Here is a 13,025-nt window from a genome sequence, read left to right on the forward strand (position 1 = left end):
GTTCAGCGCCCTGGAATTTCGTCGCGGGGCGGGGCGGGTTCCCAGTTTTCGATGATCTCGACCGCTTCCTGCGCCGTGTCCACAAAGCGGAACAGGTCAAGATCCTCGTCCGAGATGGTGCCGGCATCGGCCAGTGCTTTCCAGTTTATGACCCTCTCCCAGAAATCACGTCCGAACAGCAGGAAAGGCACGCGCTCCATCCGGCCGGTCTGAATTAGAGTGAGAGATTCGAATAACTCATCCATTGTCCCGAAGCCGCCGGGGAAGATTGTGATCGCACGGGCCCGCATCAGGAAATGCATCTTGCGGATGGCAAAATAGTGAAAGTTGAAACTGAGATCTGGCGTCACATAGAGGTTCGGGGCCTGCTCGTGCGGCAGAACGATATTCAAACCGATGGAGCAGCCGCCCGCTTCCTGTGCGCCTCGGTTGCCGGCCTCCATCACACCGGGACCGCCGCCCGTGACGATCACGTTTTCGCGGCACCCGGTATCGTTCGATTTCACGGTCATCAGCCGCGCGAACTCGCGCGCCTCATCATAATAGGTCGACAGACCAGCCAGCGTTTCCGTTCGCGCGGTGTGTTTCTGCGATGGCTCAGGGATGCGCGCGCCGCCGAACATCACGATGGTCGAGGTGATCTCGCGTTCGCTCATGATCATCTCGGGTTTCAGCAATTCCAGTTGCAGACGCACCGGGCGCAGTTCGTCCCGGCACAGGAATTCCTCATCGGCAAAGGCAAGGCGATAGGCGGACGATCGCGTTTGCGGCGTGTCCGGCACTTCGCTCGCTGTCGAGCGATCTGTCTGCGCATCGCGAAACGGATTGTGGCGGTCTTCTCTCATGGGTGATCGATCCCTGCTTGCGTGTTTTCCAAACAGCTATAGGGTTCGCGGGCAGAGTGCCAGTCACGGAAAGACAAGAATGAATTGGAAGAACGAAATTTCAGCGGCGCAGGATCGTATCGACGGACATACGCAAGTGACGCCGGTGATCGAGAGCCGAATTCCGGGCTATCCCATTGAACTGAAGCTGGAGAACATGCAGCACACGGGCAGTTTCAAGGCGAGAGGTGCGTTCAATACGTTGCTGAGCCTCGACGTACCCGATGCAGGTGTCGTGGCTGCATCCGGCGGCAATCATGGTGCAGCGGCGGCCTTTGCGGCGCAGGCGCTTGGTTATCCGGCCAAGATTTTCGTGCCCGAACTGGCCGGCTCTTCCAAGATTGCATTGATCCGTCAAACCGGCGCGGATCTGAGCGTTGTGTCCGGCGAATACGCCAATGCGCTGACACAGGCCCAGGCGCATGAAGCTGAAACCGGAGCGATGCAGATACACGCCTATGATGCGCCGGCTACTGTGGCGGGGCAGGGGACCTGCTTTGCGGAATGGGATGCGCAGGGCCTGCAGGCAGACACGGTTCTGGTCGCCGTGGGCGGTGGCGGACTGATCGCCGGGGCATTGGCGTGGTTCGACGGTGCGCGCAAGGTCGTGGCGATCGAACCCGAGACCTCTTGCGCATTGAATGCGGCGTTGCAGGCCGGTGAACCGGTAGATGTCTCGGTATCCGGCATCGCGGCCAACGCCCTGGGCGCGCGCCGGATCGGGCAGATCTGTTTTGACCTGGCGCGGGGGATGACATCGGTTCTGGTGTCGGATGATGCCATCGCGGCAGCTCAGAAGATGTTGTGGCAGACGCATCGCATTCTGGTGGAACCGGCGGGCGCCACGGCGTTGGCAGCCTTGACCTCGGGCGTGTACCGACCTGAACCGGGCGAACGCGTGGCCGTTCTGGTGTGCGGCGCGAATATTGCGCCAGACCCGCTTGCAGGGTGAATTACCGGGTTGTGGATGGTCGTTGTGGATTTTATCTATAATTCATGACGGCCACGATTTCCGACACGATTTACCAAAACCTCAGCCAGCAGATCATCACCGGAGAGCTGAGCGCCGGGGAAAAGCTGCGGCAGGATCATATTGCCCGCGCCTTCGACACCAGCCATGTTCCGGTGCGTGAAGCCTTGTTGCGGCTTGAGGCGCATGGATTGGCCCGGCATGAGCCGCGACGGGGGATGCGGGTCACAGCGCTGGACCCGGCAGAGGTCCGCGAGGTCATCGAAATGCGCGTGGCGTTGGAAACACTGGCGTTGCAGCAATCGGTGCAAAACATGTCTCCTGTAGCGTTGGAAAAGATCGACCAAGCGCGCGCCGCCTGTGATGAAGCGCAGACGATGCCCAAATGGGAGGCTTTGAACAGAGCGTTCCATCGCTCCATTCTGACACCTTGCGGGTTGCCCCGGCTTTTGCATGCAATTGACGACCTGCATATCGCAAGCGCACGCCATTTGTTTGCGCACTGGCGGTCGAAATGGGTGCAGCAGACAGACAAGGATCACGCGGCACTTGTTCAGGCACTCAAGAGGAAGGACCTGGGTACGGCAAAAGGTATTCTGACCCGACATATACGCCGCGCCAGCTGATTGCGGGCCTTTCAGACGCAAAACGGCCCGTGTTCGTCGCATTGCGCCATGGGCCCGGCTTGCGTATAGGCCAAACCAACATGAACAGATTCTGTAGGGAGACGCCCCATGTCCAACGCGCAACTGGAAGCCGCCATCGAAGCCGCCTGGGAGGCGCGCGACACGATCTCACCCGCCACTGCAGGTGAACAACGCGAAGCGATCGAAGATACGCTGAACGCGCTGGATAGCGGGTCGCTGCGTGTTGCTGAAAAGCAGGAAAACGGTGACTGGCACGTGAACCAGTGGGCGAAGAAAGCGGTTCTGCTGGGCTTTCGTATCAAGGACATGGAAATCCAGACTGGTGGTCCGCAGGACGGCGGCTGGTGGGACAAGGTGGACAGCAAGTTCGCCGGTTGGGGTGAAAACCAATGGCGCTCGGCCGGGTTCCGCGCGGTTCCCAACTGCGTTGTCCGCAAGTCGGCCTATATCGCGCCGGGCGTGGTGCTGATGCCGTCCTTCGTCAACCTTGGCGCTTATGTGGATGAAGGCACCATGGTCGATACCTGGGCGACCGTCGGCTCATGCGCTCAGATCGGCAAAAACGTCCACCTGTCGGGCGGTGTAGGCATCGGCGGCGTGCTGGAGCCGATGCAGGCCGGCCCGACCATCATCGAGGACAACTGCTTTATTGGCGCGCGCTCCGAGGTGGTCGAGGGCTGCATCGTCCGCGAAGGCTCGGTTCTGGGGATGGGCGTGTTCATCGGTAAATCCACCAAAATCGTGGATCGGGAAACCGGCGAAGTGACATATGGCGAAGTCCCGCCCTATTCTGTGGTCGTCGCGGGCTCGATGCCATCAAAGAACAACATCAGCCTGTATTGTGCCGTGATCGTGAAGCGGGTGGATGAAAAGACCCGTTCGAAAACCGGCATCAACGAATTGCTGCGGGACTGATCTTTCCGGTTGTACAGAAAGGCCGGAGCAAACCCGCTCCGGCCTTTCGATTTTTTTGGGGTGTCGTTCAAGGTGAGGCCAAACCCTGACCCTAACCTGTCCTGAGCATGATGTTCAGCTCAGAGGATCACCCTTTGGGGGGTCAGCGGCTTTCACCTTGCATTGCATCAACTTCTGAGTTTTCTGCATTGGTTTCCGCGCCTTCGCTGTCGCCGCCGCCTTCGCTGTCGCCGCCGCTTTCGCTGTCGCCGCCGCCGTCTTGGGCGTAAACCGCACCTGGCGTCACAAAAGACAGCACAGCGACAGCAGGTACTCCGGAAAGCGCAATCACACTTGCAGTTGTCATCATTAATCTGGACAGAACACTCATTCTAATTCTCCTGTTTCAAAATGACTTACGCAGTGGCCCCAGCGTAGAGATGGCTTCCCCCACTGTTATGAAAGGCCAGAAACGCGTCGAACCCAGCAGGAAATGGCCAAAAATAAGGCCAAACTGCGGCGAAAATGTGCCCGATTCAACTCTGGGAGTTGAACTGAAACGCTGCTCAATTATTGAGCGAAATCGGGGAATGGAGTTTACTGAGTCGCTTTCTTGCAAGCGCTCTGTGCTTCGCGGCAGGGTCGTGGTTCGCTGAAGACCCCAAACTCATTGCCGGGATCAATGGAAGCAGTTGACCCTTCAAAATACCGCGCGTAATGCATGGCCCATGGAAAAGCAAAAGAAGCCCTCGCGTCAGCAAGTCTATACCCTTCTGGTCCAGATCGGCCGCAAGGATGGCGACGGTCTGCCGGACGGTGCGACCGGGGCGGCACTGATCTGCTACGCCAGTGGCGTGGATGAAGCCGAGGCTGTGCGCGAGACAGTGGCTATTCTAAAACAGGCCGACACCGCACCTTTGGATGTCACCGGCTATGGGACCCTGGCCGAACGTGAGGCGCAGGGGCATGACATAGAACCGGACGAACGTGTCCTGATGCAGCGCGCGCTGGATGAAAACGCCGTGATCGTTGCGCAGATGACACCGTTTTTTGGAGACGAGGCGCAGGCCTAGTTCCGCATGCCGAACCACTTGCGATAGATTTCGTCATAAGTTCTGTCTTCACGCAACGAAAGCAGGGCCTGGTTGACATCTTCGACCAGAGGCGACCCGGTCGGGAAAGCGATGCCGTAGTTCTCGCGCAGGAAGACGCCTCCTGTCATCGATGCAATCCGCCGGCCTTCATGGGCCGCATAGTAGGACAGGATCGGTGCATCGAATACCACAGCGTCAAGTTGCTTGGACTCGAACGCGTCCAGCATCTGTTCCAACCCGGGATAGCCGGTGAATTCGATCTCACGTCGGTTCAGAAAGTTTGCTGCAGTTGAGTTTGAGATTGTCCCGACACTCTTGCCATACAGGTCGTTCACGGAATTCACGCTGCCGGTGATCGCTTCCACGGTCATGACCGACGTGATGCGGGCCGTGAAAACTGACACAATGAACAGTGACGAAACAACCAGAACGACACCCAGAAGACGGCCGAAGGGCGTGCGCGGCATCCTCTCTTCGAAACCGCCATTCACGACAAGGTTCAGCGCCCACCAGAACGAGGGAAACCAGGCTTCGTTCAGCTTGCGGTCGAAATAGGGTTGGGCGCGGCGCTCAAAGCTCCACATCAGCATGCCACCGCCCAGCAGGATGGCGAATGCCAGGCCAATGGCGATGAACAGCTCTGTGGAGAAAAGCGCATGCAGAAGCGACGGCTGCCGCTTGGCCTCAGATGGCACCATGATCTGCAGACCCGCCTCAAAGATCGGTTGGGTGAAGTCCATTTGCGTTTCCCGCTGGGCAGTGATCGAGATATTGGCAACTGCAAGATCCGCAGATCCATCCCGCACCGCGTCCAGCATTTCCGAGAATGAATCGACCCGATTGACAGTGTAATCCCAGTTCAGCGACTCGGCCAACGCAGCAAGCAGATCCATCGAAAAACCGGTTTCCGCACCGTTCTCGACATAGGAAAACGGGGGGCGGGTCACCGTTGTGACCGTGAGGGATTGTGCCATGCTCTGCTGTGCTAGGACGGCGAAAGTCAGGCAGATCAGTGCGAAGAATGCGCGCTTCATATTCATTCACCTGTTTCGCGGCCCAGTAACGCGATTGTACAGTGGGCCGCAAGATGGTCGTGGGGTAAATCGCTATGAATTATTAGGGTGTCGCTTTTATATCTTCTCAGTTGGTTGAAAGGTTTTTTTGTGGATTGGGGTTGGAAAACCGGCCAATTCGTTGAATCTGTGCGTGAACCCGCGAAAGACACTGTTCCAGAGGCCATTGCATGACCGATCCCGTTCAATTGACTGCCGATCTGATCCGTTGCCCATCGGTCACACCTGCCGAAGGCGGCGCGCTGCTGCTGCTCGAGGCGGTGCTGGCGGATGCCGGGTTTGAATGCACGCGTGTCGACCGCGGTGGCGTCAGCAACCTGTTCGCACGGTGGGGCCGGAAAGGCCATGCTCGGAGCTTCGGGTTCAACGGTCACACGGATGTTGTTCCGGTCGGCGATGAGTCCGCTTGGACGATGCCGCCTTTTGGGGCCGAAATGCGGGATGGTGTGATGTATGGGCGCGGCGCAACGGATATGAAATCCGGTGTTGCGGCTTTTGCCGCTGCGGCAATCGATTTCGTACGTGACACACCGCCGGACGGCGCCATTATCCTGACCATAACCGGCGACGAGGAAGGCGATGCGCTGGATGGCACGACCGCCTTGCTCGATTACATGAACGGCGCGGATGAACGTATGTCAGTCTGCCTGGTGGGTGAGCCCACCTGCCCGAGCAAGATGGGTGAAATGATGAAGATCGGCCGTCGCGGATCGATGACTGCGTGGTTTACGATCACAGGTGTTCAGGGCCATTCGGCCTATCCAAATCGTGCCAAAAATCCTTTGCCAGCTATGGCACGGCTGATGGATCGGTTGGCGGGTCACGAACTGGATCAGGGCACGGATCACTTCGATGCCTCGACATTGGCAGTGGTGACAATCGACACCGGGAATGCGGCAACCAACGTAATCCCGGCGCAGTGCAAGGGAACAGTGAATATTCGATTCAATGATCTGCATTCCGGGGCCAGCCTGAGTGATTGGCTGAAACTGGAGGCAGATCAGGTGGCCGCTCAGTTCGGCGTTGAAATAGATGCCAAAATCAAGATTTCAGGCGAAAGCTTTCTGACTCCGCCGGGGCCATTGTCGGATCTGGTGGCCAAGGCGGTGAAGGTAGAAACAGGCGCAACGCCCGAGCTTTCGACGACCGGTGGTACGTCGGATGCGCGTTTCATCAAGAACCACTGCCCGGTTATTGAGTTCGGTCTGGTCGGGCGTACGATGCATCAGGTCGACGAGTGTGTCGAGGTGGGCCAGATCGAACAGCTCAAGTCGATTTATACCCGTATCCTGACCGACTATTTCGCCTGACCCATGCAACGCACATTGGTGATCATGGTAAAGGAACCTCGTCCGGGCCGCGTCAAAACGCGGCTTGGACGAGAAATTGGCATGGTCGCAGCCGCGTGGTGGTTTCGGCATCAGACCCGGTCCTTGATCCGGCGGCTGCGCGATCCCAGCTGGCACATCGTGCTGGCCGTCTCGCCCGATCAGGAAGGTCTGAAAAGTCGCGTCTGGCCAGCTGACCTGCCGCGCGCGGCGCAGGGGCGTGGGGATCTGGGGGATCGTATGGCGCGGATGCTGCGCGGGATGCCCAAAGGTCCGGTTTGCCTGATCGGCGCGGATATACTAGGGATTTCGCGCCCCCATATTGCCCGTGCTTTCGATGCATTGGGGCATTCTCAAATGGTGTTTGGGCCAGCCCCAGATGGTGGCTATTGGCTGGTCGGAGCGCAACGGTATACAGGCTTGCCAGCGGGTCTGTTTCGCAATGTACGCTGGTCGTCGGAACACGCATTGGCTGACACGCTTGCTTCGATCCCAGGCTGCCGTGTGTCTTTGCTTGATCAGTTGCGCGATGTCGATACGGTTGCCGATCTTAAGCCCTGAGGTTTTTTGGTCATGACGCGGTCGCAAACGCATGCTAGGCCGGACGTATGACTCGAATTCCTACCAAGCAAGAGGTCCTTGACTGGATCTCGGCGAACCCCACCCTGACCTCGAAACGCGATATCGCCAAGGCTTTTGGCATCAAGGGCGCGGATCGGATTGATCTTAAACGCATCCTCAAGGAGCTTGAGGCCGAAGGGCATCTTGAAAAACGCAAGCGCAGCTATCGCGACCCGGATCGTCTGCCGCCGGTCAGTGTGTTGCAGGTAAAAGCTCCGAATAAGGATGGAGACCTGTTTGCGCGGCCGCTGGAATGGCATGGCGAGGGGGTCGAGCCCGTCGTTTTGATCATTGCCCGCGCCAGTGACCCGGCGCTGGGCGAGGGTGACCGCATTCTGGCCCGTCTGACGGCCGTGCATGAGGAAGACCACAATTACGAAGCACGCCTGATCCGTCGTATCGGGACGAACCCTCGTAAAATTGTGGGTATCTTCCGGAAAGGAGCCGAAGGCGGGCGGATTGTTCCGATCGACAAGGCGGGCCAAACCGAATGGCTGGTCGCGGACGGAGCCGTTCTTGGGGCCAGGGACGGAGAACTGGTCGAGGCCGAACAAGCCGGACCGAAGAACCGCATGGGGCTGCCACGCGCGCGCATCATTGAACGGTTGGGTGATCCGACTGCGCCCAAGGCTGTTTCGTTGATCGCGATCCATCAGCATGGTATCCCGGATGATTTTCCTGACAAGGTGATTGCTGAGGCCGATCAGGCCAAACCCGCCGGCCTGACAGGGCGCGAGGATCTGCGGGATTTGCCGTTGCTGACCATCGACCCATCGGACGCGCGTGATCATGACGACGCCTGCTATGCCCATGCTGATGACGACCCGAAAAACCCGGGCGGCTATGTGATCTGGGTCGCGATTGCCGATGTGGCCGCCTATGTGCGCCCGGGCAGCGCGCTGGACCGCGAGGCGCGCAAGCGGGGCAATTCCAGCTATTTCCCCGACCGTGTGGTGCCGATGCTGCCGGACCGCCTGTCGGGTGATCTGTGTTCGCTGCACGAAGGCGTGCCGCGCGCCTGCATCGCGGTGCGGATGCAGATCGACGCCGATGGCAACAAGATCAGTCACCGGTTCGTGCGCGGTCTGATGCGCTCGGCCGCCTCGTTGAACTATACAGAAGTGCAGGAGGCCATCGACGGTAATCCGAACGACCGCACAGGGCCGTTGCTCGAGACGGTTCTGAAACCGCTCTACGCCGCGTATGACGCGCTGAAAAAGGCGCGATCCGCACGGCAGCCCTTGGAGTTGGACCTGCCTGAACGCAAGATCGTGCTCAGCGATACAGGTGAGGTCGAAAGCGTGGCTTTCCGCGACCGATTGGATGCGCATAAGCTGATCGAAGAATTCATGATCCTCGCCAATGTCGCAGCTGCCGAAACCCTGATCGCCAAGCGTCGCCCGCTATTGTTCCGCGTGCACGAGGAGCCCGCGCCCGAGAAGCTGGAAAGCTTGCGGGAAACGGCGCTGGCGGCGGGGTTGAACCTGGCTAAAGGGCAGGTCCTGCAAACCCGTCATCTGAACGCACTGCTGAATGCCGCCGCCGGGACCGAGGATGCCGAGCTGATCAACCTCAGCACCTTGCGGTCGATGGCGCAGGCCTATTACAGCCCGGAAAACTTCGGCCATTTCGGGCTGGCGCTGCGCAATTACGCGCATTTCACCTCGCCCATCCGGCGCTATGCCGATCTGATCGTGCATCGCTCGCTGATCTCGGCTCATGGCTGGGGCGAGGACGGGCTGACCGAGGACGAAATTGCCCGGCTCGAAGAGACGGCCGCGCACATCTCGGATACCGAACGCCGCTCGATGATGGCTGAACGCGACACGACCGACCGCTATCTGGCCGCGTATCTCAGCGAGCGTGTGGGCAACGAGTTCACCGGGCGGATCAGTGGTATTGCCCGGTTCGGGGCCTTTGTGAAAATGGACGAAACGGGCGCGGATGGTTTGGTGCCCGTGCGGTCTTTGGGGCGTGAATTCTTCCATTTTGATCGGGAGGCCGGAACGCTGATGGGTTCGGACACCGGACTGATCATCGCCATCGGCCAGCGGGTCACGGTGCGGCTGACCGAGGCGACGCCTGTGACCGGCGGGTTGGAACTGGAACTGCTGTCCATCGACGATCAGGCCCTGCCGCGCGGGCGCGGGCCTGCCAAGCGGTTGACGCGACGCAAGGCAGCCAGCACCAAGCGCAAGAAGGACAAGATCAAGCGCAAGGTCGAACGCAAGCGCCGTCAAAGATGATAGGTCAGCGCCCGGGCAATCAGCCAGCCATGGCGGGTTTCATCGATCTGGCCTGGGCCATCGAACAGAATGGCCCGGTTCCCGTCGATCCGGTCCTCTCCCGGGAAAGCTGAGGTGAAATCACCGATCAATCGGCTTTGGCAGTGTACGAACAGCGCGAAACCTGCTGATTTGTGAGCCCCCAGCCGGATCGTTGATCCTTTGGGGGCAAGGTAGGCGGGCTGGCCCCAGCGCAACTCCTCACGCAGTGGATTGGCAGCGGGCAGAGAGTTTGCCGTTTCAAAGATCAGATCGCGAAGCGCCAGAGCCCCGACGCGTGCTTGCGGGGGCAGGGCTTCAAAGGCCGAGGCGACTGAGGGGTCATCAAACGGTTTCATGCAATCGGTATCGCCTGTTCCATCCGGTCCACGTAACTGTTCAACAGGTTATCCTGTTTGATCCTGCGGGTCAGTGGGGTATCTGCAGGCGTTGCACGCATAGCGGCGAGCATCGGGCCGACGCTCATGTCTGCTGATGTCGGTTGATCCGCCAGCAGGAAGCGGGATTGCCACAGATAGGCCGAGATCGACTCGAGATCGCGTTCGACCCGGTCCATACGCTCGGGCAACGAGAACCGTCCGATCCCTTGTGACGAGATCCCTTTCAGAACGGATTTTCGGATCGCATTGGACACCGGCTTTCGGATTATGGCTGGAATTCCAGTGAAAAAGTTTTCGCGAAGGATTGGCCAGACCTCATTATTGCCCCAGCGGTCCAGAACGATGTGGAAATACAGATGCTCTTCGGCCATGCGCACCAGCGCGCGGGATTGCGCTTTTTCCACATCCGAAAGCCCCTGATCGAACTCCGCCCCCTTCTGTTCCAGCCAATGGCGGATCAGATCGCTGTCCGGTATCAACCGCTCTGGCGTTCGCAGCACTGGTAGTTTTTGATGCGGCATCTTGCGCGGGTCAAGCATGTCCGAACGCTGCCAGACCTGACCGGAGTGTTGAAGCATCAAGGCTGTCTTGACGCAGAACGGGCTGGCGCTGAACAGCCCGAAGGCAGAAGGATAGGTGAGAAGGGTCAGCATCGCATGGCTCCGTATTTTTTTGACGTGCCAGATGAATAAACCGACCTAATGACAGTTTCTGTCACTAGGGGTAGGCTAGGGTTCATCATGTCCCGCACCGCCCGATTGTTCCAACTGATGCAAGCCCTGCGTTCTGGCCCATCGCCCAGAACGTCTGAACAGTTGGCACAGGATCTGGGTGTTTCTGCCAGAACAATTCACAGGGATATTGACGCGCTGCGTGGTCTGGGGGCCGTTATCGACGGTGAAGCGGGGTTTGGATTCACTCTGATCGAAGATGCCACACTGCCGCCATTGGGTTTCACTGATGACGAGCTTGAGGCCCTTGTTCTCGGCCTTCGCGAAGTACAGGTGATTGGTGATCCTGCCTTGTCAGATGCAGCCAGCGCCGCCCTACGGAAATTGCAGGGGCGATTGCCACAGCGTCAGTCCCATCGGCTGAGCCACGCGGTTCTGGCGGCAACGCGGTTCAATCGCCCGCCCGCGCCGACAATCGACGTGGCCGTTTTGCGGCAGGCGACGTGGGACGAACGCGCGGTCGAGTTCTCGTACACGGACGCAAAAGGCGATGCCACACAAAGACGGATCAACCCGCTGAGCATCGTCTACATGGATCGATCAAATGTGTTGCTCGGCTGGTGCCACCTAAGACAGGATTTTCGCGTCTTCCGGTTGGATCGTATGCAGGACATGTCTGTTACAGATCAAAGCTTTAGACCGAACCGCGTGCCCATGCTGCGCGAGGTTTTGGCGCAAATCCGCGCAGAGCGCGACGCACAGGAGCGCGAAGTGGACGTCTGAGACTTTATGATTCACCGATTTTGCGCTACCCTGAGGTTGAGCAGTAATCAGGAAAAATCGGAATGCATAAATGCGTAGGCGGCGTCATGACCGTCGCATTGTGGGCATCCATAGTGCAGGCGGAAACATCAGAAAACACGAAATGGCCAGACAGTGCAGTGACCGGCGAAACGATCCAGCTGGCCTCGGCGGATGTGACGGTTTCGATCCGTCCGGTCCCGCGCCCGGCCGTTGAGGCTTTGCGGGTGTCCGCGGCAGTGAGCGCACGGTTTCAGGCCTGGCTCGGTGCGTTTCAGAAACGCGCGCAACAGCAGGGCATAACGGAAAGAACGTTGAACAGGGTGTTCTCGGACATGACCTTTGACGAGGATATCCTGAAACGTGACCGCAATCAGGCGGAATTCTCGAAACCGATCTGGGAGTATCTGGATTCCGCAGTCTCGGACTCGCGCGTTTCCAATGGTCGTGTCGCCATGCAGCAACATCGGCTGGTGTTGAAGCAAATCGAGGCTGAATATGGCGTTGAAAAGGAAGTGGTCACGGCAATCTGGGGGCTGGAAACATCTTTCGGCTCTTATCGTGGCAGCAACCGGACGCTGAGTTCCCTGGCGACACTGGCCTTTGATGCGCGGCGGGCGCAGTTCTTTGAAACTCAGTTGATCGCCGCCCTGAGGATCGTTCAGGCTGGGGATGTCACTGCCGGAAACATGCTGGGCAGCTGGGCAGGCGCGATGGGGCACACGCAATTCATGCCGACCTCATATCTGGATCACGCGGTTGATTTTGATGGCGATGGTCGGCGTGACATCTGGTCGGACGACCCGACGGATGCTCTGGCCTCGGCCGCGTCCTATCTGGCGCGGCACGGATGGAAAAAGGGGCAGCCCTGGGGCGTTGAGGTGCGCTTGCCTGCCGATTTCGATTACGCGGCAGCCCGTCGTGACTATACCCTGCTGCCGTCTGCATGGGCCGCTCGGGGTGTGGTGGCCGGGAACGGCCAAGCCGTGCCGGATCATGGGAAGGCGGCGATTCTGCTTCCGGCAGGGGGGCAGGGCGTAGCGCTGATGATTTTTGACAATTTCAGCGTGATCGAGGCCTATAACGGTGCCGATGCCTATGTGATCGGTATCGGACATCTGTCCGACCGGCTTGCGGGTGGTGAACCGTTTCAGTCCGACTGGCCCCGAGGTGAGCGGGCGCTGAGCTTCACCGAGAAAAAAGAGTTGCAAACCCGGCTGACCCAGGCCGGGTTTGATACGAAGGGTATCGATGGGCGCACCGGGCCGAACACCATCAATGCGGTCCGCGCTTACCAATTGGCGCGGGGCTTGATGCCGGACGGCTATCCAACTGCGGAACTTTTGCAGCGGCTTCGGTAGAAAAAATAGGGCGATC

The 13,025-nt window shown here is 59.1% G+C and carries 14 protein-coding genes; 9 read left to right on the forward strand and 5 right to left on the reverse strand.

Annotated elements, in window-relative coordinates; genetic code table 11:
• Positions 1-2: 2 nt before the first annotated feature.
• Positions 3-845, reverse strand: a complete 843-nt coding sequence (locus AC2FEB_RS17565) for an LOG family protein (protein WP_496677572.1) — start codon at positions 843-845, stop codon at positions 3-5.
• A 79-nt stretch (positions 846-924) separates the two neighbouring features.
• Between AC2FEB_RS17565 and AC2FEB_RS17570 the strand changes: the two genes are divergently transcribed.
• The 3 genes from AC2FEB_RS17570 to dapD all read left to right on the forward strand — a co-directional run bounded on the left by AC2FEB_RS17570 (position 925) and on the right by dapD (position 3,416).
• The gene (locus AC2FEB_RS17570; RefSeq protein ID WP_496677574.1) at positions 925-1,836 is read left to right on the forward strand and encodes a threonine/serine dehydratase; all 912 of its coding nucleotides are present in this window, start codon (positions 925-927) and stop codon (positions 1,834-1,836) included.
• A gap of 44 nt (positions 1,837-1,880) precedes the next feature.
• A complete protein-coding gene (locus AC2FEB_RS17575) occupies positions 1,881-2,480 on the forward strand; it encodes a GntR family transcriptional regulator (RefSeq protein ID WP_496677577.1) in 600 nt (199 codons plus the stop codon).
• Between the two features lie 108 nt (positions 2,481-2,588).
• On the forward strand, positions 2,589-3,416 hold the full coding sequence (gene dapD / locus AC2FEB_RS17580) for a 2,3,4,5-tetrahydropyridine-2,6-dicarboxylate N-succinyltransferase (RefSeq protein WP_496677579.1): 828 nt from the start codon (positions 2,589-2,591) through the stop codon (positions 3,414-3,416).
• Between the two features lie 142 nt (positions 3,417-3,558).
• On the opposite strand, the gene AC2FEB_RS17585 is transcribed toward dapD, so the two are convergent.
• A complete protein-coding gene (locus tag AC2FEB_RS17585; RefSeq protein WP_496884246.1) occupies positions 3,559-3,786 on the reverse strand; it encodes a hypothetical protein in 228 nt (75 codons plus the stop codon).
• A gap of 337 nt (positions 3,787-4,123) precedes the next feature.
• Here AC2FEB_RS17585 and AC2FEB_RS17590 point away from each other — a divergent pair, with 337 nt between their 5' ends.
• The gene (locus tag AC2FEB_RS17590) at positions 4,124-4,468 is read left to right on the forward strand and encodes a DUF8846 family protein (protein ID WP_496675407.1); all 345 of its coding nucleotides are present in this window, start codon (positions 4,124-4,126) and stop codon (positions 4,466-4,468) included.
• Here the strand turns inward: AC2FEB_RS17590 and AC2FEB_RS17595 are convergent.
• The gene (locus AC2FEB_RS17595; RefSeq protein WP_496675408.1) at positions 4,465-5,523 is read right to left on the reverse strand and encodes a transporter substrate-binding domain-containing protein; all 1,059 of its coding nucleotides are present in this window, start codon (positions 5,521-5,523) and stop codon (positions 4,465-4,467) included. The genes AC2FEB_RS17590 and AC2FEB_RS17595 overlap by 4 nt on opposite strands.
• Before the next feature lie 209 nt (positions 5,524-5,732).
• Between AC2FEB_RS17595 and dapE the strand changes: the two genes are divergently transcribed.
• Genes dapE through rnr form a run of 3 tightly spaced genes read left to right on the forward strand, consistent with a single transcriptional unit; the run spans position 5,733 to position 9,757 of the window.
• Positions 5,733-6,872 carry a succinyl-diaminopimelate desuccinylase gene (gene dapE / locus AC2FEB_RS17600; protein WP_496675410.1) on the forward strand — a complete coding sequence of 380 codons (1,140 nt, stop codon included), beginning with the start codon at positions 5,733-5,735 and terminating at the stop codon, positions 6,870-6,872.
• 3 nt (positions 6,873-6,875) lie between these two features.
• Entirely contained in the window at positions 6,876-7,451 is a 576-nt protein-coding gene (locus AC2FEB_RS17605) for a TIGR04282 family arsenosugar biosynthesis glycosyltransferase (protein WP_496675412.1), read from the forward strand.
• A 47-nt stretch (positions 7,452-7,498) separates the two neighbouring features.
• A complete protein-coding gene (gene rnr, locus AC2FEB_RS17610) occupies positions 7,499-9,757 on the forward strand; it encodes a ribonuclease R (protein WP_496675414.1) in 2,259 nt (752 codons plus the stop codon).
• Here the strand turns inward: rnr and AC2FEB_RS17615 are convergent.
• The gene (locus AC2FEB_RS17615) at positions 9,748-10,134 is read right to left on the reverse strand and encodes a DUF1801 domain-containing protein (RefSeq protein WP_496675416.1); all 387 of its coding nucleotides are present in this window, start codon (positions 10,132-10,134) and stop codon (positions 9,748-9,750) included. The two genes, rnr and AC2FEB_RS17615, sit on opposite strands and share 10 nt — an antisense overlap.
• A complete protein-coding gene (locus AC2FEB_RS17620; RefSeq protein ID WP_496675418.1) occupies positions 10,131-10,829 on the reverse strand; it encodes a glutathione S-transferase family protein in 699 nt (232 codons plus the stop codon). Before AC2FEB_RS17620 ends, AC2FEB_RS17615 begins: the two co-directional genes overlap by 4 nt.
• A gap of 87 nt (positions 10,830-10,916) precedes the next feature.
• Between AC2FEB_RS17620 and AC2FEB_RS17625 the strand changes: the two genes are divergently transcribed.
• Both AC2FEB_RS17625 and AC2FEB_RS17630 read left to right on the forward strand, forming a co-directional pair.
• The gene (locus tag AC2FEB_RS17625; RefSeq protein WP_117871958.1) at positions 10,917-11,630 is read left to right on the forward strand and encodes a helix-turn-helix transcriptional regulator; all 714 of its coding nucleotides are present in this window, start codon (positions 10,917-10,919) and stop codon (positions 11,628-11,630) included.
• A 62-nt stretch (positions 11,631-11,692) separates the two neighbouring features.
• Positions 11,693-13,009, forward strand: coding sequence for a lytic murein transglycosylase (locus AC2FEB_RS17630; protein ID WP_496675421.1), 1,317 nt, complete (start codon positions 11,693-11,695; stop codon positions 13,007-13,009).
• The last annotated feature ends 16 nt before the right edge of the window (positions 13,010-13,025 follow it).

This window comes from Ruegeria sp. YTSC106 (genome assembly GCF_059609765.1).